At 43.9% G+C, this 25,792-nt stretch carries 18 protein-coding genes, 1 pseudogene and 1 riboswitch; of the genes and pseudogenes, 3 read left to right on the top strand and 16 right to left on the bottom strand.

Annotated features, from left to right (window positions below; translation table 11 throughout):
• Nucleotides 1-64: 64 nt before the first annotated feature.
• From AACW06_RS04510 to AACW06_RS04500, 3 genes are all read right to left on the bottom strand, one after another.
• Complete coding sequence (locus AACW06_RS04510) at nt 65-820, bottom strand: phosphatase PAP2 family protein (protein ID WP_192074254.1); 756 nt, start codon at nt 818-820, stop codon at nt 65-67.
• 179 nt (nt 821-999) lie between these two features.
• Nucleotides 1,000-1,845, bottom strand: a complete 846-nt coding sequence (gene thiD, locus AACW06_RS04505) for a bifunctional hydroxymethylpyrimidine kinase/phosphomethylpyrimidine kinase (RefSeq protein WP_192074174.1) — start codon at nt 1,843-1,845, stop codon at nt 1,000-1,002.
• A gap of 94 nt (nt 1,846-1,939) precedes the next feature.
• Nucleotides 1,940-2,061: riboswitch (TPP riboswitch) on the bottom strand.
• A gap of 621 nt (nt 2,062-2,682) precedes the next feature.
• Nucleotides 2,683-4,563 carry a PhoX family protein gene (locus AACW06_RS04500; protein ID WP_192074173.1) on the bottom strand — a complete coding sequence of 627 codons (1,881 nt, stop codon included), beginning with the start codon at nt 4,561-4,563 and terminating at the stop codon, nt 2,683-2,685.
• Nucleotides 4,564-4,901: 338 nt separating this feature from the next.
• Here AACW06_RS04500 and fdhF point away from each other — a divergent pair, with 338 nt between their 5' ends.
• Nucleotides 4,902-9,092, top strand: coding sequence for a formate dehydrogenase subunit alpha (gene fdhF, locus AACW06_RS04495; RefSeq protein WP_192074172.1), 4,191 nt, complete (start codon nt 4,902-4,904; stop codon nt 9,090-9,092).
• 12 nt (nt 9,093-9,104) lie between these two features.
• On the opposite strand, the gene AACW06_RS04490 is transcribed toward fdhF, so the two are convergent.
• From AACW06_RS04490 to AACW06_RS04455, 8 genes and pseudogenes are all read right to left on the bottom strand, one after another.
• A complete protein-coding gene (locus AACW06_RS04490; RefSeq protein ID WP_192074171.1) occupies nt 9,105-9,941 on the bottom strand; it encodes an arginase in 837 nt (278 codons plus the stop codon).
• Nucleotides 9,942-9,947: 6 nt separating this feature from the next.
• Nucleotides 9,948-10,682 (bottom strand): IclR family transcriptional regulator, encoded by a 735-nt coding sequence (locus AACW06_RS04485; protein WP_053311612.1) that lies wholly within the window; start codon nt 10,680-10,682, stop codon nt 9,948-9,950.
• Between the two features lie 302 nt (nt 10,683-10,984).
• Nucleotides 10,985-12,220 (bottom strand): annotated as a pseudogene (locus AACW06_RS04480) (methyl-accepting chemotaxis protein); the annotation flags it as partial.
• 16 nt (nt 12,221-12,236) lie between these two features.
• Nucleotides 12,237-13,094: a hypothetical protein gene (locus AACW06_RS04475; RefSeq protein WP_192074170.1), complete on the bottom strand. Its 858-nt coding sequence runs from the start codon at nt 13,092-13,094 to the stop codon at nt 12,237-12,239.
• Nucleotides 13,094-13,963, bottom strand: a complete 870-nt coding sequence (locus AACW06_RS04470) for an ABC transporter ATP-binding protein (protein ID WP_192074169.1) — start codon at nt 13,961-13,963, stop codon at nt 13,094-13,096. The genes AACW06_RS04475 and AACW06_RS04470 overlap by 1 nt, the downstream gene beginning before the upstream one ends.
• Nucleotides 13,960-14,331 (bottom strand): GntR family transcriptional regulator, encoded by a 372-nt coding sequence (locus AACW06_RS04465; protein WP_053311608.1) that lies wholly within the window; start codon nt 14,329-14,331, stop codon nt 13,960-13,962. Before AACW06_RS04465 ends, AACW06_RS04470 begins: the two co-directional genes overlap by 4 nt.
• 138 nt (nt 14,332-14,469) lie before the next feature.
• Nucleotides 14,470-17,013 carry a glycosyl hydrolase family 18 protein gene (locus tag AACW06_RS04460; protein WP_192074168.1) on the bottom strand — a complete coding sequence of 848 codons (2,544 nt, stop codon included), beginning with the start codon at nt 17,011-17,013 and terminating at the stop codon, nt 14,470-14,472.
• A 315-nt stretch (nt 17,014-17,328) separates the two neighbouring features.
• Nucleotides 17,329-18,726, bottom strand: coding sequence for a tryptophanase (locus tag AACW06_RS04455; RefSeq protein ID WP_192074167.1), 1,398 nt, complete (start codon nt 18,724-18,726; stop codon nt 17,329-17,331).
• Between the two features lie 403 nt (nt 18,727-19,129).
• On the opposite strand from AACW06_RS04455, the gene AACW06_RS04450 reads away from it, so the two are divergent.
• The gene (locus AACW06_RS04450) at nt 19,130-19,759 is read left to right on the top strand and encodes a DUF2057 family protein (protein ID WP_168524358.1); all 630 of its coding nucleotides are present in this window, start codon (nt 19,130-19,132) and stop codon (nt 19,757-19,759) included.
• Between the two features lie 301 nt (nt 19,760-20,060).
• Nucleotides 20,061-20,597 carry a GNAT family N-acetyltransferase gene (locus tag AACW06_RS04445; RefSeq protein ID WP_053311730.1) on the top strand — a complete coding sequence of 179 codons (537 nt, stop codon included), beginning with the start codon at nt 20,061-20,063 and terminating at the stop codon, nt 20,595-20,597.
• A 34-nt stretch (nt 20,598-20,631) separates the two neighbouring features.
• Here the strand turns inward: AACW06_RS04445 and AACW06_RS04440 are convergent, their stop codons facing one another.
• The 5 genes from AACW06_RS04440 to AACW06_RS04420 all read right to left on the bottom strand — a co-directional run bounded on the left by AACW06_RS04440 (nt 20,632) and on the right by AACW06_RS04420 (nt 25,788).
• Nucleotides 20,632-22,020 carry an SLC13 family permease gene (locus AACW06_RS04440; RefSeq protein ID WP_192074166.1) on the bottom strand — a complete coding sequence of 463 codons (1,389 nt, stop codon included), beginning with the start codon at nt 22,018-22,020 and terminating at the stop codon, nt 20,632-20,634.
• Between the two features lie 207 nt (nt 22,021-22,227).
• Nucleotides 22,228-23,073, bottom strand: a complete 846-nt coding sequence (locus AACW06_RS04435; RefSeq protein ID WP_192074165.1) for an alpha/beta fold hydrolase — start codon at nt 23,071-23,073, stop codon at nt 22,228-22,230.
• A 110-nt stretch (nt 23,074-23,183) separates the two neighbouring features.
• Nucleotides 23,184-23,435, bottom strand: a complete 252-nt coding sequence (locus tag AACW06_RS04430) for a DUF2999 family protein (protein WP_192074164.1) — start codon at nt 23,433-23,435, stop codon at nt 23,184-23,186.
• A 102-nt stretch (nt 23,436-23,537) separates the two neighbouring features.
• Complete coding sequence (locus AACW06_RS04425) at nt 23,538-24,308, bottom strand: SDR family oxidoreductase (RefSeq protein WP_192074163.1); 771 nt, start codon at nt 24,306-24,308, stop codon at nt 23,538-23,540.
• A complete protein-coding gene (locus AACW06_RS04420; RefSeq protein WP_192074162.1) occupies nt 24,244-25,788 on the bottom strand; it encodes a cryptochrome/photolyase family protein in 1,545 nt (514 codons plus the stop codon). Before AACW06_RS04420 ends, AACW06_RS04425 begins: the two co-directional genes overlap by 65 nt.
• Nucleotides 25,789-25,792 lie beyond the last annotated feature (4 nt).

Genomic DNA, 25,792 nt, shown 5'->3' with positions numbered 1-25,792 from the left:
CCTATTTGAAGTTGTTTGGGTTAGTTATTTTTCTTAACCGCAGCTTCTCACTTTGCTTTGACCTTTAGCATAGATGAAATCTGTTCAATATTGGCCTTAGTTTAGGGTGATCCAGTGGATAGTATCTCGGTACAAGCAGATAAATTATACTGACAAATAGCAAAGAGCCATATAAATCAGCAGGTCGATGCATCCCTAGCCACAGCCGACTAAACGCCACGCCGCACGCCCACAATATTAAACCCGCCACAAGTGCATAATGTTTTTGTTCAACCAATAATCCACCAAAAAAAGCTAAACAAATGGCGACGAAAATGGTGTGCCCAGATGGAAATGAGTAATCTGTTTCACCTTGCCAATGACGCAAACGCCACTCACTAACTCGACTCGACACACTTTTAATAACCTGCGCTTTTTGTATAGCACCCAATTTATAAAAATGCTCTGGGTTTGGAATAAGCAGTTGCTGGGTCATCAATTGCGTATAGGGACGCGGACTTTCCGTTAAGTGTTTTAGACCAGTTTTCGCGCCCATACCAATCACAAGCAGTAAACCAAGCTGAATAACTCGATTAAGCATTATTTTCTTGGAGCATTTGGTGCGAGTGACCAAAAAAGCCAGCGTTACTAAAGTCAAACTAAAGCCCTGCCAACCTGCTGAATCGGTTAAATAAGTAAAAAACGCACCTAACGGCTCATTAACCGACGCAGTTAAATCAATCAATAAACCAGCATATGAAATAGGGATTAACAGCAAAGCAAACAACGCCAACAAAACCATACTCGTTTTTTTGATATGAATTTGATTCTTTACGCCCAACACATCACTCACCACAGCACTATAAAATAGAGAGAGATAATAACGGGGCCGATGCGTAAAATGTATCAAATCGCGGTCAATTCGGTGGCAAAGAAATGCCAAAAAACGACAACTTTATACCCAAACTACTTGGAGTTGCAGCCAACACCACCACATCTTCAAGTAGGAAGGGGATATATTTAACGCTTAAAGTCCAAACCAGTACGTAAGTTATAAAAATGATCGACAGGCCCACGCCCATGCCCTACACGCAGCCTATCAGCACAACGAATCGCTTGTAAAAGATACTGTTTTGCACCACTAACTGCGGCCTGTAAATCATTCCCTTGGGCTAAGTATGAGGCGATAGCCGAAGAGAGAGTACAACCTGTACCATGAGTATTCAGCGTCGCTATACGCTGTGCTTGAAACACGTGAGTTTTGTCCGCTGTTATCAATAAGTCGTTGCTGTTAGCTTCATCTTCTAAATGGCCACCTTTGAGCAGTACCGCAAAGCAATCTAAACCGCGCATTTTTTCTGCCATTTGGTGCATTTTCGACTCAGTAGTAGGTACTGTGGAACCAAGGAAAGCAGCAGCTTCCGCTAAATTAGGTGTCACAACAGTGGCAATCGGTAATAGATGGGTTTTGAGAGAATCAATCGCCTCTGGTTGCAATAACAGATCACCACTGGTTGCAACCATCACCGGATCAAGCACGATAAATTGCGGTTGATACTGACGTAATTTCTGCGCAACAATTTGAATGATATTAGCATCGGCTAACATTCCAACCTTTACCGCAACAATGTTGAGGTCAGCAAATACGGCGTCTAGTTGCTGCTCAATAAAAGTGACCGGAACCGGTAAGACCCCACTGACTCGCTGCGTATTTTGGGCCGTTAATGCCGTAATAACAGAGCATGCATAACCACCCGTAGCCGAAATGGCTTTTATATCGGCCTGAATACCCGCACCACCACCAGAATCAGAACCAGCAATGGTAAGTACAATAGGAATATGAGAGTTAGGATTTGCTTGAAACATACACGCTCCGAAAAGTAAGCGCGTAGGAATGATGACTAATATTAGTCCACCACATCCGCAACATGATTGAAAAGGAAACAAGTTTTCATTTTCAATGACAAAGTGGATAGTTCCCTACGCCAGTATTAACTGAATCAGGTTCAACGGGTCTCGCTCTGCGATCTCAGCCCAATCAAACTAAAATAAGCTTGATACTTGGCTCCCCGACTATAGAACGGTGATGATATCAATTGTCAGCAAAAATAGAAAAGCAAAAGCGAGTGGTAACGCTACGATGTATTACCCTATCGCGTTGTTTTTCAGGTTTAGCTCTTATCCATCGAGATGAATATATGCAAACGTAATTTTATTATTTAATCTTAAATTAAGAATATTTTGTTATCAGTGTGATGTCACACCAGAACTGTTACAAAAACTTGGTCTCATTCGTCACCTTGATGCCGAGCATTACCTCGCGATCTATTTTGCACATAGCCGAGATGAAGCGCTGGCAGGCATTGCCATTGACTCATTACCTAGCGTCGGTTATATCAATCAACTTAGTCAAATCTTAGTGCCGATCACACAAGGAATTGGATTTACTGTCTTACCTTTTGGGGCGGTAGAAGCTCACGTTGAGCAGCAGAAAGTCAGACTGCACCAGCCTAAAACCAGCATTAATGAGACGGTCTATAGTTTACAAAAATACCATCAACAGTTACCCACTCGCCACAAAACCGTATTACAAAGCATCCGAGTTTTAATGCAAAACTAACAAAGGGAGCCGAAGCTCCCTGAATATTATATAGCCAACTGGTTATTATTTTTTGAACAGTTTAGTGACTTAAACTGGTGGCGCTATGCACCGATAACACCGCCATCTTCGCGAGTGATCATCATTATCGTTGAACGAGGTTTAGTACTACCACCGTCAGGAAAATGAGAAGGAGCCCCATCTTCACCGGGGTGCTGCACACCAATAAACATGGTTTTTTGGTCTGGCGAGAATGTTAAACCGGTAATTTCACACGCAATAGGACCGGTTAGAAAACGCTGCACTTCCCCCGTAATCGGGTCACCACACAGCATTTGGTTGTTACCTTGACCTGCAAAGTCCTCCTTATTGGAGTACTTACCGTCAGTTTGAATCCACAAACGACCAGCTTTATCGAACCCAATACCGTCAGGGCTGTTAAACATGTTGTCAGCATGAATATTGTCACTACCTGCGTACAAATTACCTTTGTGAACTGCTGGGTTACCGGCAATTAAATACAGATCCCATGCAAATTTGTCGCTAGTGTGGTCGCCGTTGACTGGCATCCAACGCAGAATCTGCCCGTAGTTATTTTTCGCACGAGGGTTGGGACCACCGACAGGTTGTCCCTCTTTTACGCCACGGTTTTTGTTATTGGTTAAAGTACAGAAAACGTATTTGTTACTCGGATGCACCGCCACCCATTCTGGGCGATCCATAGTGGTTGCCCCAACTTGCGCTGCCGCACGACGAGCAAAAATCATCACCTCTGCGTGATCCTTAAAACCATTTTCAGGTGTTAAACCGTTTTTACCAAAGGTTAATTCAATCCATTGCCCTTGGCCTTTCAGCTCTTTATCATTCATATCAAACTTAGCAACGTACAACGTACCTTCTTCGAGAAGATTGCGGTTTGCCGCATCATTGCCCTCTTGGTAACGATTTTTTGAAACAAATTTGTAAAGATGTTCACCACGTTCGTCATCACCAAGATACACCACCGCATGCCCATCCTTGTTGATGGTCAGTGCCGCATTCTCATGCTTAAAACGACCTAACGCTGTACGTTTTAGTGGCGTGGCAGTTGGATCATTCGGGTCAATTTCAACTACCCAGCCAAAGCGGTTTGGTTCATTCGGGTTCTTCGCCACGTCAAAACGTGCATCATGTTGATGCCATTTATAACTGCTCGGTTTAGCTTCAATACCATAACGCTTTTGATCTGACGTTAGTGACACTCCCGCTTGATCGGTCCCAAAGAAATCATCGAAGTTCTCTTCACAAGTTAGGTACGTGCCCCATGGGGTTTGACCATTGGCGCAGTTATTAAAAGTACCGAAAGGTTTCATGCCACTAGGGTCAGCATCAGTTTTCATCAAAGTATGACCGGCCGCAGGCCCCGTCAATTGCATTAGGGTATTGGCCGTAATGCGGCGGTTTCGCTGACCAGAACGATCCACCATCCATTGGCCATTTTTTCGTACTACTTCAACAATGGTCACCCCAACAGCAGCTTGCGCTTTACGAACATCGTCGGCGGTCATGGCTTCGCCTTTGTGAGCAAACAGATATTCGTAATTGGTGTATTCGTTATTGATAGCCAGTACAGCGCGATCATCAGCAATGGGGAAGAAGCTCATACCGTCCGTGTTATCGCCAAACTGACGTTCTTGTGCACTTGAATCTTGTTTGCCACTTTGATCAAATTCGGGCGCATCTGCAAAAATCGGGTCACCCCAAGACATTAACGGTGTTGCCTTGTAGCCTTTCGGCACGATGACGCTATCGGCTGTTGATGTCGGTATTGGTTCGAAGTTAAGCAACGATGAATTAGGCTGCGCAGCAACAGCTTTAGCGACTGGATTCAATGTTAAAAATGCACCAGCACTAACTGCCGCACTGCCCGCCATAAAGCGACGGCGAGAAAGCCTCGCTTCGATCATTTCACTAAATTGAGACTCTTGCTCATCACGCTTCCACATGTTTGCTCCTTGACTTTACTTGCCTTGTTATTAGATATGGAAAGCAGCTTAGCGGTTAAACATGACAAATTAGTTAAATTTATATTGCCTAATCGTGACGATTTTTTAACCAAAATGAGAACTAGATCTAGGGATTCACAGTATGGATTTTTTATACTCAATGCAATAACCACAAGATTTATGTAGACATTAGCACCTTATGACACGCACTTTATTCAACACCTAATTAGAAAACCCTACTTCAGTGCGTTTTCATAGAGCTCAACATTCATCGTAGCAACCTGCGTGAAGGATGTGAGGTGTAACTCTGAACGTGCGTATCTTTTTAGGGGCGAACTATGAAAGTGGTGATCAATGACGTTCAATATCAAGTTGGTCAAGCATCAACTCTACTGGAAGCCGCCACATCGGTAGGAGTCGCCATTCCAACCCTTTGTGCAGCCAGCCACCAAACCGGAAAAGTCCATTGCGATCTCTGTGTGGTTGAAGTCGAAACTAAAGATGGTAATAGTGTGTTAGTTCGTGCCTGTGAGCACCCGGCTGATAACAATATTCACTTCCGAACACAGTCAAAAGCACTATCAGAAAAACGCAACCTTGCCTTGGCTAAATTACTATCTGACCACAACGCGGACTGCGAAGCGCCTTGTCAAGTAGCTTGTCCTGCCCATGTTGACGTTCAATCTTACCTACATCACATAGCCAAAGGAGAACATCAAAAAGCCGTAGAAATCATCAAGCGTCATCTTCCTCTACCCGTTTCTATTGGTCGGGTCTGCCCGGCGTTTTGTGAAGCACAATGTCACCGTTCGCTAATTGATGAACCCTTAGCTATCCGCCAACTGAAACGTCACGCTGCTGATATCGATTTACAACAAAACACGCCTTATCAGGCGAAGCCAGTCTCAAACAATGGTTACAATGTCGCCATTGTAGGTGCGGGGCCTGCTGGGTTAGCGTGTGGTTACTACTTACGCCAACTGGGGTTTAGTGTTACTTTGTTTGAAGCGATGCCCAAACCGGGCGGGTGGCTACAGTACGGCATTCCAGAATACCGCTTACCCAAAAAGCTACTCGATCAAGAAATTGAACTCCTTGCTGCTTCAGGCATGAAAATATTATGTAACCATAAAATTGGAAAAGATTTCACTCTCGACAACTTACAGCATGACTATCATGCCGTTTGTTTAGCCATTGGCGCAACTAAAGCGGTAAGTGCTCACTATCCTGGAAGTCGGTTAAAAGGCTGCTATTTAGGTGTGGATTATTTAAAAGATTCGCTTACCACCAAGCAATGCATCACAGGCAAAAAGGTGGCGGTCATTGGGGGTGGCAATACCGCTATCGATTGTGCACGCACAGCCCAGCGTTTAGGTGCACAAACTACCCTTATCTATCGTCGAACCTTGTCTGAAATGCCAGCTGAAGAATACGAAATAGAAGCGGCGGCACACGAAGGCGTTAAATTCGATTTCCTCACCAACCCGCTAGAAAACCTCAGCGATGAGTATGGGCAGGTACGCGCACTGCGCCTTGAAAAAATGGGGCTTGGAGAAGCTGACGACTCGGGCCGTCGTCAACCTATAGCCACTGGCGAAATCTATGAAGAAGCGTTTGACACAGTGATCGCGGCGTTATCTCAGACTCCAGATACCGATATATTTTCAGGACTAACCAGCCCGCCCCCTCTCACACAGAACAATACGGCGCAAGTGGATACCCACACAATGCATCATCAAGGGTCTCTATTTTCAATTGGTGATTTTAGGCGCGGGCCCGCCACAGCGATAGAAGCCATCGCGGATGGGAAGGTGGCTGCACAAGCCATCGCTCAAAAATTATTACTGGGTGAATTCGCCCCTAAACTAAAAACGTTTAACAGCCAAAAAAGCGCACAGCCAAGCGAAGTAAAAACCAGTGAATACCATTTAGAAGCGAGCAAAAGGCGGGTACTCTTCCCTCATTTACCCAGCTTATATCGCCGTACCAATTTTTCAGAAGTCGAGCTGGATGCCGGCGTAAAAGCTTCAAAAGAAGAAGCAAAGCGCTGCTTAGAGTGTGGATGCCAAGCCAATACCGATTGTAAGTTACGTGATTACGCGAATGAATATCATGTAATGCCTGAGCAGCTAATCAATCAAGATAAGCAGCATTTTCCTGTCGACAAAAGTAGCGAGTTTATTGTATTTGATGCTAACCGCTGTATTAGCTGCGGATTGTGTGTGCAAACCTGTCAAGAACAAGCGGTGCATGGTGCATTGCATCTCTCTCACATGCCAAATTCACACACCACAAATCGTCCATGGTTTACTCATGGCGCGTCAATGGGAGATTCCAATTGTGTGCAGTGCGGAGCTTGCGTACAAGTCTGTCCAACGGGCGCTCTGGTAGATAAACGTGATAAATCCCAAGGACGGATAGAAGTACTTAAACCGATAAAAACCATTTGCACTTATTGCGGAGTCGGCTGCCGAGTAGTGATATACGTCGATGAAAAACAGAATAAAATTCGCTATGTCGAAGGAGATAAAAAGTCTCCCGTTAATCAAGGGATGTTATGCGTCAAAGGTCGGTTTGGTTTCGACTTCATTCATAGCCCCGAAAGGCTAACAACCCCACTAATTCGTAAAAATGGACAACTGCAGCCAGCTACATGGGATGAAGCCATTGCATTGGTGGGTAGCACATTTTCTCAACTAAAACTTAAACACGGTGGTAATGCATTAGCGGGCTTTTCCTCAGCAAAAACCACCAATGAAGACAACTATCTGTTTCAGAAATTAATCCGCTGTGAGTTTGGCACAAATAATGTCGACCACTGCGCTCGGCTATGTCATGCATCAACCGTCACTGGCCTAGAGGCATCACTCGGAAGTGGTGCCATGACCAATGATATCCCAAGCATTAAGCATTCTGATGTTATCTTTATCATTGGTTCGGACACCACCTCTGCTCACCCGATCATTGCTTCGCACATCAAACAAGCAGTAAAACAAGGGGCTCGCTTAATTGTTGCCGATCCTAAACGCATCACAATGGCTGATCACGCTGATGTCTACGTCGCCCACCGTCCGGGCACTGATGTAATGCTGCTCAATGGCATCATGCAACTGATCATCCAAAATGCTTGGTATGATCAAGATTACATTCAAAAACGAGTTGATGGGTTTGACGAATTATTAATGGAAGTCATGTCAGACGCCTATTTACCCGCAAAAGTAGAACTGATTACGGGTGTAAAAGTTGATGACTTAAAACGCATCGCAGAAATGATAGGCACCGCGCAAGTCACTGCGGTTTATTACTCTATGGGAATAACCCAACACACCACAGGGCATGACAATGTCCGTTCAATCGCCAACTTGCAGATGTTATGCGGCAATATTGGTGTTGAAGGCGGTGGCATCAATCCATTGCGAGGACAATCAAACGTGCAAGGAGCCTGTGATATGGGAGCATTACCAGGCGATTATCCCGGTTATCAAAAAGTGACCAACCCATTGGTACAGACCAAGTTTGCAAAAGCGTGGCAATGTGATCATCTCTCTCAAGAAAAGGGCTTAACGCTGACTGAAATTATTGATGCGGCGCAGCAAAAACAGGTGCGGGGATTATACGTGATGGGCGAAAACCCCGTTTTGAGTGACCCTGACCAAGCCCATGTGTTAGAAGCACTCAAACAACTTGATTTCTTGGTAGTGCAGGATATTTTTCTTTCTGAAACGGCGCAACTGGCCGATGTAGTGTTGCCTTCTTATTCATTTGCTGAAAAATCAGGTCATTTCACCAATACCGAACGACGCGTTCAACGCATAACACCTGTAGTTAAAGCCCCCGGTGAAGCGAAAGAAGATTGGTGGATAGTACAACGCATAGCTCAAGCAATGGGCGGGCAATGGCGCTATCAAAACGTTAGACAAGTTACTCAAGAGATCAGCCAAGTCACCCCACAATATTCTGGTATTCATTGGCACAACATTGGTGAAACAGGTCGACAATGGCCATGTAATGAACATGCCCCTGAAGGCACACGAATTTTACATCAAACCACTTTTAAACGTGGCAAAGGCGAGATGGTAGCCGTTCCGTTTAGATACGCTGCAGAGTTACCTGATAGTGAATACCCACTTATCTTAACCACTGGACGCTTATTGGAACAATTTCACACTGGAACCATGACCAGAAAAACGCGAGGTTTAGATAACCTGGCAGGGCCTAGAGTGATGATCAGCGTGCAAGATGCCCAGCAACTAGGTATCAATAATAGTCAAATGGTTCGTTTAAGTTCACGACGAGGCATGATTGAAGCCCCTGCCTTTGTCACCAAAAGAATGCAGCAAGGAGTAGTATTTGTACCGTTTCATTTCGCGGAATCTCCCGCAAATAAACTGACTTCAAGTGCCACCGACCCTCACGCGAAAATACCAGAATTCAAAGTCTCAGCGGTCAAATTAGAAATCGTGCTGCCAAATACATCCGGCATCGCTGTCGATCATTTACTAACTTATCAACATAATATTGATGATTAGGAAAGTGTTCTCCTAAGCCACATGCGTAATTTCGGGCGACAAGGCGAAAAGTTCATCGAAAATCTCTTTCGTCTGCCTAGAATAAATGAGCTTATCCTTTGCTCCCACTAACTGAATCAGCTTTACTTTTCCTGATAAAACACATTGTCTTAACGTCCTGAGCACCATTTGATTATCAAGCGCATGATTCTCATCAACGCCCATCGTCGAAACCAGCGACGCAAGATCAATACTAATGATCAATTGATCACAATGTTCAATGTAACTCGCTAGCTGTGCTTTTAAGTTATTACGGAAACGAAAACTGCATTCACTTAGAGTTAACCAATTGACGCCAAGATCTTCGGCATACTCCACTACTTGATTTGCCTGCAAGCTTTCATCAATCCCTAAGCAAAAAAGACGAGTATTGCTATAGCGAGTCAAAGCAAAATGAAAAACCGAACCGAGCTGTAAATCCAGCGTCTGTTTGAGATCAAATCGATGGCCAATGTTAATCAGACCAACTTCTTGATCGTCTAACGCCATTACTGGTAAGGCATTGAGTAAGGTTTCATGACAGTTAGAGAGAACAACCGGCAATGATCGAGCGGCCAAATGCTGATATAGACTATCTTGAAAACCGGCTGCATTTTTATTTTGCACCACCATATGACCCGCATCAGAGTAACAGCTGTTTGCTTGATGCTGATAAAGCCAATCGGAAGAAAATTCTAAGCTCTGCTGCGCAAATTCAAACTCTACTTGAGACATCGGCTTAACACGTTCACACAAGGTCATGAATGTGAATGGGTGTACGTGTTGATTTGGCGTTCTAGCCATACGATAGCGTTTGAATAAACTTAGCATTGTGAATTACCTTTCTGGTGGCAACGCTCTTGCTGCCTGTAATACATGTAAGATGATCCGTTGTTTATTGGCTTCAACTCGATGGGCTGGAGCCATTACCGAAATTGCGCCGATCAACTTACTCCCTTTCATTACCGGGGCACTAATACCTGACACGCCAGGGTCAATTTCCGACGTACTGACGGCGTACCCATTACGACGTATTTTCTCCAACTCAGCCTGCCATTTCTCCATACGATGTTCTTCACCAAAATAACGAAGAATTTTCTCGCAGCGTTGAGCCGGTAAATACGCCAACATAACTTTAGATGAGGCACCTCGAAGCAGGGGTTGACTTTGACCCTGGACGAAGCTGCATCGAAGCGCCTGCATACTTTCTTTCTGGCTCACACACAAGGCTCGGTAACCAACCGGAACCATGTAGGCCGCCATTTCACTGGTTTGCTTTTGCAGCCGACTTAACACCGCATCAACGGCATCAAGATTATGTTGGCTCGTTTCATAACTACGCATCAGCAGCAGTGCAGCAGAACCTATGATTAACGTCTTGTCATGAGGACTTTCTTCAATCAGGTTCCACTCTTTTAAAATTTTAAGATGGCGATACAAGCTACTTAACGGCACTTGTAACTGTTCGCTCAATACTTTTGCCGACACAGGTTCTTCATTAACTGCCACTTGCATTAACAATTGCAGTGACTTTTCATTAACTTGGTTAGCTGAGAGTTTTGTTTCATTCATGTTTTCTTTTTAGCTCCATTCATCACACACCTCAACCATTATTCTTATATAGCGAGAATTTGTGATGAATAACAGAGTTGCTTTCTCACTAGGTGAGAAAACAAGAAAAACGAAGTGAAAAGAGTCCACATCACCCGATTTAAAAGAGTTCCATCGCCAGAAACAAAGGTTTACATATTCGACTGGTTACAGTCTATACCTGTCGATTAGGATAGGTTTGTAGGGTAAATCTGATCTTTAGCTCAATTTTCAATCAAAAAAAAACGATGCCGAAGTATCGTTTGGGTTTGTCATCAACATGACTAAGAAAGTTTAAAGGTCGCCACCTTGGCACTGAGCTCTTCAGCTTGCTGCTTGAGTTCGTTGGATTGACTCAAGCTATCTTCAGCGCCGACGACTAGCTGCTCAGTCACATCTTTTATCGAAGTCACATTTTGTGTGATTTCACTGGTTACGTGAGTTTGCTCTTCAGCTGCGGTTGCAATTTGAGTTGCCATATCACTGATCAACGCAACAGCGGTATTAATTTCCTCTAATGCATGAGATGCCTTGTCTGCATCATCAACTGAATTCGATGCTAATGTCGAACTACTTTGCATCAACGCCACTGCGCGCTTGGTAGTTTCTTGTAGCGTATCGATGGTTGATTTAATTTCTTCGGTAGAAGTATGGGTACGCTGTGAAAGTACTCGGACTTCATCCGCAACCACAGCAAAACCACGCCCTTGCTCTCCTGCTCGTGCCGCTTCAATCGCCGCATTCAGAGCAAGCAGGTTAGTTTGCTCTGCGATGCCCTGAATGGTTGCCAATACGGTTGAGATCTCTTGAGCATGTTGATTAAGCGCCGCAATAACGGTACTTGCTTCATTGACAGAGCTAGCCAAATCATTGATCGAACCTTTGGTTTGAATAACCAGAGCATGACCATTATTAGTGCTAGTTGCAGAGTCTTGCGCTGCTTGCGCTGTTTGCTCAGCATGTGACGCAATTTCTTGTGTTGCTGATGCCATTTCAGTGACCGCTGTAGCTACCATCACCACTTCTTGCTGCTGATGACTAAGTTCAGATGCCGACTGATTGGCGCGGTGTGCACCATGCTCTGACTGCTCGGTTAATTGGTGTGATTGTTGGCGAATATGCCCAATCAGTTGCTGTAAACTTGCCACAAACGTGTTGAAATTTTTCGCAAGTTCGCCGACTTCGTCGTTATTTTCTACCTCAATACGTTGAGTTAAATCACCACTACCGTTAGCAATTTGCCCCAAAGCTTGAGAAACATTGTTAAGTGGGCGGAACAATACGTTACAAAGCAAATTAAATAACACTGTACATAAAATAACCACAATGGTGGTCACCAGTAACTGCCCTAAAATGGCGTCAAACAAAGGAACAACTAAAGAGTCATGATTAATTACAGCCACTGTACTAAGTTTTGTTCCATCAATCGGTCTGGCATACAGCACATAATCATCACCTTTAATGGTGATCGCCAAATCACTTTGTATTGAGATCGCTTTTTGGATATCAGCAAAGCTCAATCGATATCAGTTGGTTTTATCTAGTCCATAACGACGTCACTGATAACTCATCCGTACTGTAGAGCTTGTGACTGGCCCAGTAACTAACTAAACCAATTCCGAAATAAACCGCTAAGTTCCCCAACCCAACTTGTTCGAGTATCACGCTGATGTTAGATGATGTCAGCAGTTGCAGTGGTAAATTCAGAATTGCATGGTAAAAATCACCGACCATGTCCGTATTGAACGCACCTATAGATAGCCATTTTAGTGCATAACCCCCAATAAACATCACCAATAGTGGTGAATTGAAGAGTTGTGAAATCAATAATGTAAAACAAGCTAGCGGGATCATGCACACCCCAATAACCCACATAATGCCAACATAGCTAAACCAATGCTGAAACGCATACCATAATGAGCGTTGTTCAAGCAGCACGGCAAGACGGTCATCGGTTGCAAAGTTTAGCAGCCACAACATGATATCAGCAGACACCACCAGCACAGAACAGACAACAGGGATCAAAAATAGACCGAAGCCGATTTTGACCACATGAGTCATTGTGTTGCTCACTGGCATGCTACGCCAAAACATCGAACTGCCTTCTTTGCGCTCTTTACGAAATGTTTTGGGGAAGTACAATGAACTTAGTATCAATGAAATGAAGCCCACGCTCGCGGTGATGAACATATTGAGATCATCGGCGAACTCTAAATGTATGTCACTGACATCTCCACCAAATTCCATTTCAAAAAACAGGTTATGTTGTAGTGTATTGTTCATCAATAAACTAACAAACAACAGCGTCCCACACACTAATAGGAATAAAGGAATACGCGTAACCGTTTTATTCTCGATGAGCTCTTTTTCAAGCATATAAATACTGGCGTGCATTATGCGTTCTCCTTCTGTAAAGCAAGAAATAGATCGGCAAGTTTTACAGTGTAAATGGCACCAAACCCTTCAACTGCTCCACGATATTCAGAGGAAAGTAACCACTTCGTCGTACCTAAACTGACCTCAGATGCCAACGGCTGAAGCGATCGAATAGCATCACTGTGTGACTGATTGGCCTCTAGGATAAAATACCCTTCGCTGATACTCTCCATTGAATCTTGCAGAACCACTTTTCCTTGCTTCAGAATTAGCACGTCGGTCAGTAAATGTTCAATTTCAGAGACTTCATGACTGGCGATAATCAAAGCTCGCTCACCATCATGGAACCACTCAAGCAAATGGCGATAAAAAGTATCTCTATAGATCAGATCGAGTCCAAGCGTCGGTTCATCTAAAATCAATACCTTAGTATCAGTGGCAATCACAATGGCTAAATGCAACTGCACTTTCATACCCTTAGATAAGGTACGAATTTTACTGGATAGCCGGATGTTAGTTTGTGCCAATACTTGCATTGCTTTTTCTAATGAAAAACTCGGGTGAACACCTGAGGTATACCGGAGGATCTGCTTAACCGTCATCCAATCAGGCAATACGTTGACATCAGAAATATAAGAAAGATGTGCCATCACCTTGGCACGATCCGCTATCGGGTTTAGACCTTGAATACGAATATCACCTTGATAATGATGCGCCCCAAGCAGTGATTTGATTAAGGTAGATTTACCCGCACCATTGTGCCCAAGCAAACCCACAATTTGTCCAGCTTGGAGTTCAAGGCTGACATCATGCAGCGCTTCATTGCGGGTATCACCCTGCTTCGCATATTGCTTTGATAGGTTTTTGATTTCGACTAACGGGCTCATTGATCACCTTCAATATATTGTTTTAATTGACTGATAAAGTCTTCCAGCGGCATTTCAAGCAGTTTTAGCGTGCTTGCTATTTCTGGGATTTGCTGTTGTAAAAAACGCTGCTTTTGCTTGGTTTGTAGTTGCGCTAATGCTCCTTTCGTCACATACATACCTTGACCTCGACGCTTTTCAACAATGCCTTCATCAACCAATAATTGGTAGCCTTTCATCACCGTAAGGTGATTAATCTTCATATCTGCCGAGACACTTCTTACCGAGGGAAGCGCGTGCTCTTCCGGCCAAATACCTTGCAAAATTTGCTCGGTAATTTTATCGGCTAACTGACGGAAGATAGGTTGGTTATCTTGCCAATCTGTCACTATTCCACACCAATATAGTGTTATACATAGGTATAACACTATATCAAAATAAATGGATTGCAAGTAATTATTAAGGAAAGGGATAAACAAAAGAGCCTCACACAGTGGTGAGGCTCAAATTAAATAGAAAATAAGGCGTTAGTTTGTGGAGCAGTTGGCTAAACCGACTTCCTTCCATACCCCCCAAGCTCCGGTTGTTGTCGGGTCTTCACCCGCTGTCCACCACTTAGCTTCCCACAGCTTACCAGCCCAAGAAACTTGATTGCCACCAGTATAAACCGAACTTTTATCCCATAGGTTGTCACACGTTTCTCCGCCAGAGACTGTCTTTATCACTACAACTGAAGCGCTGGCTGAAGAGCTTGCTTGCCCATCACTGACAGTGACCGTGAAGTTCAGTGCAGTGTCTTGCGTATATTCCGCAGCAACAAAAGAAACAATTGAACCTTGGACTGTCGCATTCAACCCCGTAGGGATCTCCCATGCAAAGCTCAGTTGGTCTTGCTCGGCATCACTTGAGGCGCCGGCATCAACCATCACAACATCACCAGCATTGACGCTATTCGGTGCTGTCACGACAGCAACAGGCGCTGTGTTTACAGGTTCTGTAATTTTCGGGTTGACCGTAATGCTCACCAAGTCAGAGGCCTCAGCGCCTTTATCATCGGTGACGGTTAGCTTAAAGATGAAAGTTTGCGCTTGAGCTACGCTCTCAGCTTCAAAGCTAGCTTGAGCGCTATTAGCATTAATGAGCGTAACGGCTGGCCCCGCTGTTTGTTGCCAAACATAACTGGCAATCGTACCGTCACTGTCTTTTGATGATCGACCATCCAGTATCACAGAGACTGGCCCAATCACAGTTTGATCAACACCAGCATTAGCCGTTGGTGCGCGATTAGCCGGCGGCGTTGTACTTCCTCCTGCTAAGCCTTCATGCATTGCGTTGAGAATATCACCATTATCAGCATCGATTTCCCAAGAGAAAAGACCAGCTAAACCTAAACTTCGAACATAAGCCCCTTTCGCTTTTACTGAGCGATCATCATCAAAGGTAATTAACTGACCAGTGGTGCGGTTCCAAACCCAAGGCGCTTCGGCTTGCTCATCATAACCATACTCAAAACCATTAATACCAGTGTTATTTGGTCCTAACATGAATGACTTAATCCCTTTGTAGTCAATCACCCCATCTTCCCACACGCCTTGAGCCGTCGAGCCTTTCAACTTGCCGTTAGCCACACCAGTCATAGGGTCGGTCGGGTCACTCATTGAAGCTTGAACTCCTTCCCAACCGCGACCATACATCGCCGCTCCTAGTACGAGTTTATTCGCAGGGACACCTTGCGCTAAAAGTAACTGAATGCCGTTATCTGAAGTATAAGCAGGGCCAGGGTAAGCTTTACCAGCTTCATCAATGCCCGTTCCATCACATTGACCAGGGCGCATAAACGAACCACAATACAAAGCAGTTTGATGGCCAAGGACATTATTCCAACCTCCATAGAAGTCATAAGTCATAGCGAAGATATAATCCATGTACTGGATAGCTTCACCGTAATTTACATCTTCAATTTTATCGTGACCGACACCAATCGCTGACGTCAACTCATAGCTGCGCCCTGTTTCTGCTTGTAGTTCATCTAACATCGCGCGCAATTCCCGCATTAGTGCAATGTAAGCAGGACCATCATTAACCGGATCGCCTAGGTTCGATGCTTGACCACCACCACCAGGAAATTCCCAGTCGATATCAACTCCATCGTAAAATTTCCATGTTTTAAGGAATTTCTTCACCGATGCAACAAAGGTGTCACGGTTCGTTTTGGAGGTGAAATCAAAGAAAGGATCAGACAATGTCCAGCCACCAATCGAAGGGATAATTTTAAGATCGGGATTGCGCTGCTTAAGCGCCATCAACATCGCGTAGTTTCCTTTGATCGGAGAACTATATTGATGCCCAGCTTGTGGAAAACTCTTTTGAAATGCTGCCCAAGGATCATGAATAACCACTTCATAATCGTTTACGCCATTACAGGCTGTCATCAGTGCATTGTGACTATTACCACCCACAGATTTAACCGATTCGTTCGGACCACAAATAGGAATAAACCCGTAAAGAATGTGGGTCAAATTATCAGCAGGAATATTGTCGACCGTGAATTCTCGGCCATAAATACCCCACTCAACAAAATACGTGCCGACTACGGTATTTTTATCGGTATTGTATGTTTTATTGTTTGAATCCACATTCATCGCAAGTGGCTTCAGATGCGACCCATCAGTATCGGCAATGGTAATCTCAACTGGCGAACTTTTACTACAACCAGTAGCATCACACGCTTCTATTTCCATTTGATACAAACCGCCGTGTGCATAGTCAAAACTTACGGTGGTTTGACTGCCGGAAATCGGCCCAGTAGCCACTTCCAACCCATCAAAATAAATTTTATAAGTGTCGCCAGTGGTACCGCTCCATTGGTTAAACTTAACCGTAATGGCCGCTTGGTCATAATATTTGACCATTTGGTTGTAACCGGCCGTAGCTTCCATAGCCAATTCAATTTTAGAAAACTGTAGATTGTTCGACCCATAAACGTCAACGCTAGGGGTCGTTGGTGCTGCTATTGCGGCTCCTGACAGAGCCAGAGCAATACTTGCAGAGCACAAAGTAATACGATTCATATCTATTTCTCTCATTCCTTGAATGTTTCACTTACCTGATCTTCAGCTAAGGCATTGAAGAACATCAGCATCAGTATTCACGAGACTTATTTTTTTTAACAAAAAAATAAAAACACTTTACGAGTGATGATGAGAAATTTGTAGGAAGAACTCAGCGTGTTACATCTTAAAAGCAATTCTGAGTCAGGAAATTAGAATTTTGACATAGCAAGGTTGGTGAATTTATTTTTTTGCGCTAACAAAGTCTAATTGCGCAGTGGAATATCATCAATTGACCGCAAAAAAGCCCTCGCATTGAGGGCTCAAGAGATTGCTTTATAACGGTTTAAAACGAGCGGTAAAATGCCTTAGCACTGGTGGTTCATATTCGAAGGTTAATCCTTTGAATTGTTCAGCTCGCCGCTTAACTTCAATCAATGCATCAGCAACATAGTCCATATGATCGTTGGTATAAACACGCCGCGGGATCGTCAAACGCATCAATTCGAGCTCGGCGGCTTTTTGCTCTCCGGTTTCAGGGTCTCTCCCCAGCAGTAAGGAGCCAATTTCAACAGCTCTAATCCCCGCTTCTAAATACAATTCATTACACAAGACTTGGGCTGGGAATTGCTCAGGTGGAATGTGAGGCAGTATTTTTGCCGCATCGACAAACACTGCATGTCCGCCAGTTGGGTATTGGATCGGAATTCCGGCCTCTTTCAATCGCTCACCCAAATAAGCAACTTGACCAATGCGATAATGCAAAAAGTCTTCATCTGCGGCTTCATATAAGCCACGTGCTAATGCTTCCATATCACGACCCGCCATGCCACCGTAGGTCACAAATCCCTCCATTGGCACACAACGTGTTCTCACTGCTTGGAACAACTCTTCATGATCACGAATACAGCACAAACCACCAATATTCACCATTGGATCTTTCTTCGCTGACATCGTCAGCATATCACCGTATTGGTACATTTCACGAATGATCTCCAACATGGTTTTATCTTGATAACCCACTTCACGTTGCTTGATGAAATAAGCATTTTCACAATAACGAGCCGAGTCAATCACCACCGGAATATCGTGCTTATTAGCTAATTCATATACTGCGCGCATGTTGGTCATAGAAACAGGTTGTCCACCAGAGCTATTACACGTGATGGTGGTAATAATGGCGCAAATATTTTCGCTGCCATACTGTTCAATCGTAGTTTGCAATTTATCGAGGTCGAAATTACCTTTCCAGTCATAAGGTGTGGTGGTATCAAACGCTTGATGTGTGACAACATTGACCGCTTTGCCACCATTCATTTCAATGTGACCAGCCGTGGTATCAAAGTGATAGTTGGAGATAAATACCGGGGTTGTGCCTCCGCGCACCTGCTTCATTCGCTCAATCAAGGCTGGGAACAAAATCTGTTCTGCTCCGCGTCCTTGGTGAGCAGGCACCGTCAGTTTATAGCCGAAGAAATGCTCTACCGCAGCGCACAAATTATAGTAGTTACGGCTACCTGCATAAGATTCATCTCCTAGCATTAGTCCAGCCCATTGATTGTCACTCATAGCTCCAGTTCCGGAGTCGGTTAGAAGGTCGATATACACATCGTCGCTACGCAGTAAAAATGGATTATAACCAGCAAGTTCTAAAGCTTTTTCACGGTCTGCCAAAGTAGTCATTTTGATAGGCTCAACCATTTTAATGCGAAAAGGTTCTGGAATACGTTTCATGCTTAATTTCCTTTAGATGATCAAATTTAACCGCATGAGCGGAATATCAGTTTGAAATGGGGTTAATTGGCTAGAAATTAGGCGAGGTGATCAAGCTTGCTGAGTAGCGATAAGCCGTAATCGAGGTTATACCACGGTGACAACACTAACGTGCTGTCGAACAAGTGGATTTGTCGCATAGCGTTATCTCATGGGTGGTTACAGGTGCAGCCAATATAGACAATTGTTAGTTATTAGAATGTGAATATGCACCCAATTCTTTCGATCTCTTCTATTGTTTGACTCACACTTGACGCAAAGACGTAACAATTTGAAGAAACTTAATGGCTTATTTCACATGAGACTTGCTTTTCAAACTAAGTAGCGGCAACCTCTTATGATATCGCTTGCAAGGATAAAAATAATGAACGTAATAAAACCTCTATCATGTGCTTTAGCCATACTGTTTAGTGCTTCAGCACTGGCAACGGTTACTCTTGAAATCCCCGATACGATTAATCTGCTAGTTGTGAATGGTAAGAAACCTGATACCGCTGGTAGTATTTTTTCCTCGACAAAAAGCGTTGAACTAGCTGATGGTGAACAACAAATCGTATTTCAGTACGAACCTTATTTTTCTCAGGGTAATGACCGAATCATCGTCGAAAGCGACGTCGTGATCGCGAAGTTCACAGCAAAAGATGCACAATTGAGTTTTGATATGCCTCAATACCGTGATGCCAACCGAGCGCAAAAAGGTATTCAATCAATGCAGTGGTCGCTAGTTGATAAAAATGGTCAAGCGGTTGAGATCAAACAAGATCGTCTGCTGAAGGATGGATTCCAGTTTAACCGTGACTATTTCCGTGAAGCTGATGATTACAACCGAACGGGCGGTATTGCTGCCGTCGGTATCACCAATGTTACGATGCTACAAAACGAGATTACGCAGTCTAAAAATGCACAAAATGCGGCAGAAGAAATGCTGCATTTTTGGTACGACAAAGCCGATGAGGAAACCAAAGCGCGCTTCAAAGCTTACGTAAATCAATAGCCGATTCAATGTGAGCTCCTGTCTGGAGCTCATTACAACACGCAAAATTTACCTACTAAAATTATCATTTCTATAGCTATAGATTGCGATATTTTCGCCTCATCGTACCTTTGTTTTTTTATCATATCGATTAATGGCTAAAAACTAACGGCTTACGGTAACATCCGACACCAATCAAACCTTAACTAGAATATGAGTATCTTTTGCGTTCAGCCTAGATCAACCGTTACAATTTTGCTAGCGTGAATAGTACCGATAAGGAAATGAAAACCTTAAAAAATAATAAGGATAGATGGTCATCATGTTCAGTCTTAGCATTGATAGCGAACTCAAACTCGCCCTAATAGAAAGTTCATTTGCTCCTCTTTATGTGGAACTCGTTCGTTCACAACAAGATTACCTTTCACAATGGCTTGCTTGGCCGCCACACTGTCAAACAGAACAAGATTTTCAGGCTTTCATTAAAAGATCACTGCACGATTATGCCGAAGGAAAAGCCATGACATGTGCGATTTTTTATCAAGATCGCTTAGTTGGCAACTGTAGCTTCAATCAGATTGACTATAACCTGAGCAAGGTAACAATTGGTTATTGGTTATCACAACAAGAGCAGGGAAAAGGCATTATTAGCCGGGTGGTCAAAATGCTTACTGATATTGCATTCAACACCTTAGAGATTGATAAAGTAGAAATAGCAACGGCCGTTGATAACCGACCAAGTCGAACGGTGGTGGAACGTTTAGGCTTTAGCTATGAAGGAACAATTACCAATAGTGAAAATCTTAATGGCCGAATTGTCGATCACGCCATCTATGGGTTAAAACGCCCAACAGCCTAATTTATTAGGCGGAGCATAACACTCCGCCTTGTCATTATGCCCAGAATAACATCGCAATGACGGTCAGTAAGCCGATACAAGCAATATTGAGCAACATTCCTACACGCATCATTTCACTCTGCTTTATATGTCCCGACGCAAATACAATCGCATTCGGTGGAGTCGCAACAGGCAACATAAAGGCGCAAGAGGCCGCAACAGCAATTAATACCGATAAGATGACGGGAGAAATACCAAAAGCCTCCGCCACACTCGCAAACACAGGAATTAACAATGCTGCACTGGCGGTATTACTGGCAAATTCTGTCAAAAATACCACGAAAACAGCGATAACTAGCACAATGAAAAATAGACCAAAATGAGAAATCAACGCACTCAATTCGTTCGCTAAGAAAACACTGGTGCCAGTTTGCTTTAAGACATTGCTTAAACAAATACCACCACCAAATAATAGCAATACGCCCCAGTCTGCGGTCTTTTCAACATCTTTCCAATGCACAACGCGAGCAAAGTTGACCAAAACAATCGCCCCTAAGGCAACAATCGTATCGAATTTAGCAAACCCACCTAGCATTGCATTCAATGGCTTACTAAAAATCCAACAAAACACCGTTAAAGCAAAAATGCTTAGCGTAACCACTTTGCCTTTATCCCATTCAACCGGAGTTCGATTTAACTCAAATTCGCCGTTCAAATCGGGCTTCAACGCAAAATAGAGAATAGCTATCGCAACCGGTAACATGATGGCTGCCGTTGGCGCTCCAAATTTCATCCAATCTGTAAACGATAAACCCACTTCAGCCGCCGCAATCGCATTCGGTGGACTGCCGACCACTGTTGCAATACCACCGATACTGGCACTATAAGCAATACCTAGCAGCACAAAAACATAGGTCGAGTGGCCGCGATCTTGGTCAACTTTACTCAGTACACCTAGCACTAATGGCAACATCATTGCAGCCGTAGCGGTATTACTGATCCACATAGATAGGCCTGCTGTCACACCGAATAGCATAAAGACAGCAACACTCATTCGGCCACGAGCCATAATCAATACCTTATCGGCAATGACCTTATCTAAACCTTGGCGATGCATAGCCGCAGCTAACGCAAACCCCCCTAAAAATAGAAAAATAATTGAGTTCGCAAAATTGTTCAGTGCTGTTTGAGTATTAAAAACCCCAAACACGACCGCCATGATTGGTACCAATATCGCTGTCACAGTTACGTGTAATGCTTCCGTTAGCCAGAGCACGGCAATAAAGGTTAACATACTGATACCCAAGGCAATCTCAGGCTCTACTGGTAAGTAGTTGTACATCAAAAAAAACAACACCATATCCGCTAGGATAATGAGGCTGTTGCGGTTAAAAAACCATTCTCGGGTATTGGAAGGTAAAGGGACACTATCGTTTCTATTCATTATTATTTTCCTTATGAGGGCCTACTGGCATAAATATCATCACATAGATTCAAACAAGGAGATAAACAATCATTGCAAAATTGTTAACCACATCAAAGGTATGGTTAACAATTTAACATATTGAAATAAATAGAAAACATTCAATTAACAACCAACCATGGGTCGTTGCCGTGAATTGTATTTAAAACGAACAATTTCTTACAAGACTTATATTAAGCGATCGAAAGCTAACATCACTTCTTGGCATTTCATCACACGTCCATGCCCTTGGTTTTGAGTCGTGATCAATGACACATTCGCGATTTCTTGTGCCGCTTTTTTGGAAACGGAGTACTTGGTGAACTTATCACGCTCGTCGTGAACAATCATGGTTTGGGAGTCACGCAGAGCCAATTTTTGATAGGGGTCTATCGACTGAATCGGATAACGATATTGCTGTTCAACTTCATTAACAACGGCTTCAAACAATTTCATGGAATAGCCTGATCTCACCACACTACCAAACAAATTATCAAGATAATCGAGCACTGGTGCGATCAATAGCATTGGCGTATGAGCAATCTTATTGTGACGACATTCCAAAGCCGCTGCGGTACCCATACTGTGGCCGACCACACCCATTACATTATCAACACTATCTAATATCGTTTCTAACCCGCCAACGAAGGCAGGAATATGCCCATGTATTCCATCACTTTCTCCATGAGCGGGGTGATCATACGCCAAAGCCGTGAAGCCTCGCGAAGCAATATGTTCCATTAATGGGTAAAATTGACTCGCAGTCCCAGACCAACCATGGGTCAATACCCAAACTGGCCCAGTGCCCAATTGATAAGTCTTGAGAGTTCCTTCGTGTGACAACACACTACTTTTTACCAGCCCTTGCGGCTCTTGGTTTTTCGGTTGAGTCCTTGCAGGTGTAAGCAACAAACGTCGTGCTACTTTTTTGGCATGGGCTGGTGCAACCGTATGATGAAGACGGGTAGTTACATTGACCAACGTACGCTTCAAGCTAAATTTGCTTGAGGTATTAAAGTAGATTTTCTCACTCACTCTATTTCTCCTTGCGCCTTAAAATCAAACGCTCCTAATATTTTAAGGCCAAAAAAGGTCGTCAAAACATATCCGGTTGACGACCTCTTACGATTGCATTGTAGGTAGACTTACTTTTGAAGTCGCTCTTTAGCTTCCTCGACTTTTGAGAAGTCCAACCCTAACTCTTGTACCGCTTCTTTAATCAAAGCTGGGGTTTGCATCACCTGCCCCATCAACAGTTGAAGTTTATCTTGAGGTAAACCCAGTTGGCTGATGGTCGCCATCGCAGCAAACGGATTTTGGGTCAATGTTTGGAAAAGCTCGTTGATCTGCTCGTCGCTGATATTGTTCTCTTTCAACATCGCAAGAATCGGGTTCATAGCACTACCTTTTAACTACTAAATGAAATAGAAGGTCAGTCTAACATTTGGCTCTGCTCAGTTGAACTAAGAACTCACATCAACGCTTTCAGCGTGTAGGTACTACCATGGCAACGACTTTCCATCGTACGCCAAAAATGAGCCACTATCTTGCACGCTGGCTTTCTCTATTAGGCCAATCAAATCATGGGCGACACGTTGCGGCGTAAATAACTTCCCCGTAAGAACATTAGCCTGAAATGGCGCGGATAAAGCGGTATCCGTTGTACCAGGATGAAGTGCTAGCACCACACCATGTTTAACCATACGTTGCCATTCAATCGACATGGTTTTTAGGAACATGTTCAGCGCGGCTTTTGACACGCGATAACTGTACCACCCACCTAGTTGGTTGTCTGAGATGCTACCTACTTTGGCAGAAATGGTCGCAAATTTCGGTGCAATACTGCGTTTAAGTATTGGGGTAAAGTGTTTTGCTAGCAGCAAAGTCGGCAATGTATTCACTGCCATGGTTTGTTGGAAGAAATCACCATCTAATGCATTAAGACTTTTCTCTGGTCCTTTTTTTTGAGTATGCAGCATACCCACGCAGTTGATGACCCAGTCTACATCATTCAGTGTCTTACTCAGTGCTTCCACTTCATTTTCAACACTAGCATCAAGTTGATGCCAAGTTACTCGCTGATGGTGCCAATCAGGTTGAGTGCGACGATATGTGGCTTGGATCTGCGTATCTGGAAACCGAGCCACAGCCTCTTGTACCATCGCTAAACCAATACCACCATTGCCACCTACGACACAATTTCCATTACAAATTCTCCAAATTCGCGATGTAATATTCCGCCGTATCCAAAATCGCTGTACGTTGCTCATGTTCCATATTGTCCCATGAACGAAAGATCATCCCGATACGAGGATTGCTCGCAAGGCGTGTTTGATGCTTATCCATAAACCGCCAGTAGAGGCTGTTAAACGGGCATGAACCCTTTCCGCTACGGACTTTATGGTCATAGTGGCAACCTTTGCAGTAATCACTCATTTTGTTGATATAAGACCCACTTGCCGCATAAGGTTTAGTGCCAACAATTCCTCCATCGGCAAACAGTGCCATCCCTCGAGTATTGGGCATTTCTACCCACTCTATTGCATCGACATAAATGCCGAGATACCACTCATCGACTTGATCAGGGTTGATTTCCGAGAGCAAACAGAAATTTCCGGTCACCATCAAGCGCTGGATATGATGGGCGTAAGCGTAGTCTAACGACTGTTTAATCGAATGGTGCATACACGCCATCTTGGTTTGCCCATTCCAGAAAAAGTTTGGCAGTTTTCTATTCGCATCCAGCGCATTTTTCTTCGGATAATTGGGCATGTTCGCCCAGTAGATACCCCGAATGTACTCACGCCAGCCTAGAATTTGCCGAATGAACCCTTCAACCTGAGAGAGATCAATATCAGGGTTAGAGTAAAAGGCATTAAGCGATGCCGTGATCACTTCTTTGGGGTGCAATAATTTAGTGTTGAGCGAGAAAGACAACCGGCTATGGTAAAGGCTCCATTTAGCCTGATGTTGACTGATCATTGCATCTTGGAAGCGACCAAACAACGGCAAATAAACTTGACAAAAGTGGGCAAGTAAAGACAAACTTTGACAGCGATTAATTGGCCAGATCAACTCACCATTTAATGACCCAATGGTGTGAATATTATGCCGCTTTAACCGTTCAATAATATGCCCAACATTCCGTCTAAATATCATGGGTTGAGGAAGTTGTTCGATATCGTTCGCTTTTAACTTGTTGCGGTTGTTGGCGTCATAATTCCACTTCCCGCCCACAGGTTTACCGTCTTGCATCAAGATATCGAAGCGCTTGCGCATTCGACGGTAAAAATACTCCATCATGACATGTTTACCCTGCGGGAACTGCTGCTCAATCTCCTCAAACGGCAGTAGAAAATGCTCGCTATCGACGCAACGTATCACGACATTAGTAATCTTCAAGTTGGCCATTTGAGCCAGTAAGCGGTATTCATCTGGGCGTTGGTACTCAAACTTACTCGCCCTCACGTTAGTCACGTAATGCTTAAGCATTTGATTAAGGTCGGCAAATGACTGAGTATCATCAAGCGTTAAATGCAACACCTGGTGCCCCTCACTTTGCTTCTCTTGCGCAAACTGTTTCATCGCCGAGAAGAAAGCACACACTTTTTGCACATGATGAGTAACGTATGTGTTCTCTTGCTTGAGTTCTGCAATCAAATAGAGGACCTTATCGTCAACCTGCTGAAACCAAGAATGTTCACTGTTGAGTTGATCACCAAGAATCAAGCGAACCGTTTCAAATTGCATTAAC

Source organism: Vibrio sp. S12_S33, from assembly GCF_963889785.1.
GTDB lineage: Bacteria > Pseudomonadota > Gammaproteobacteria > Enterobacterales > Vibrionaceae > Vibrio > Vibrio aestuarianus.
This window is presented reverse-complemented; position numbering and strand designations above follow the sequence as displayed.

Excerpts from the sequence above, each read along its gene's own strand:
- thiD (WP_192074174.1), bottom strand. The coding sequence starts at position 1,845 with ATGTTTCAAGCAAATCCTAACTCTCATATTCCTATTGTACTTACCATT.
- AACW06_RS04500 (WP_192074173.1), bottom strand. The coding sequence starts at position 4,563 with ATGTGGAAGCGTGATGAGCAAGAGTCTCAATTTAGTGAAATGATCGAA.
- fdhF (WP_192074172.1), top strand. The coding sequence starts at position 4,902 with ATGAAAGTGGTGATCAATGACGTTCAATATCAAGTTGGTCAAGCATCA.
- AACW06_RS04490 (WP_192074171.1), bottom strand. The coding sequence starts at position 9,941 with ATGCTAAGTTTATTCAAACGCTATCGTATGGCTAGAACGCCAAATCAA.
- AACW06_RS04485 (WP_053311612.1), bottom strand. The coding sequence starts at position 10,682 with ATGAATGAAACAAAACTCTCAGCTAACCAAGTTAATGAAAAGTCACTG.
- AACW06_RS04475 (WP_192074170.1), bottom strand. The coding sequence starts at position 13,094 with ATGCACGCCAGTATTTATATGCTTGAAAAAGAGCTCATCGAGAATAAA.
- AACW06_RS04470 (WP_192074169.1), bottom strand. The coding sequence starts at position 13,963 with ATGAGCCCGTTAGTCGAAATCAAAAACCTATCAAAGCAATATGCGAAG.
- AACW06_RS04460 (WP_192074168.1), bottom strand. The coding sequence starts at position 17,013 with ATGAATCGTATTACTTTGTGCTCTGCAAGTATTGCTCTGGCTCTGTCA.
- AACW06_RS04455 (WP_192074167.1), bottom strand. The coding sequence starts at position 18,726 with ATGAAACGTATTCCAGAACCTTTTCGCATTAAAATGGTTGAGCCTATC.
- AACW06_RS04450 (WP_168524358.1), top strand. The coding sequence starts at position 19,130 with ATGAACGTAATAAAACCTCTATCATGTGCTTTAGCCATACTGTTTAGT.
- AACW06_RS04445 (WP_053311730.1), top strand. The coding sequence starts at position 20,061 with ATGTTCAGTCTTAGCATTGATAGCGAACTCAAACTCGCCCTAATAGAA.
- AACW06_RS04440 (WP_192074166.1), bottom strand. The coding sequence starts at position 22,020 with ATGAATAGAAACGATAGTGTCCCTTTACCTTCCAATACCCGAGAATGG.
- AACW06_RS04430 (WP_192074164.1), bottom strand. The coding sequence starts at position 23,435 with ATGAACCCGATTCTTGCGATGTTGAAAGAGAACAATATCAGCGACGAG.
- AACW06_RS04425 (WP_192074163.1), bottom strand. The coding sequence starts at position 24,308 with ATGAGCAACGTACAGCGATTTTGGATACGGCGGAATATTACATCGCGA.
- AACW06_RS04420 (WP_192074162.1), bottom strand. The coding sequence starts at position 25,788 with ATGCAATTTGAAACGGTTCGCTTGATTCTTGGTGATCAACTCAACAGT.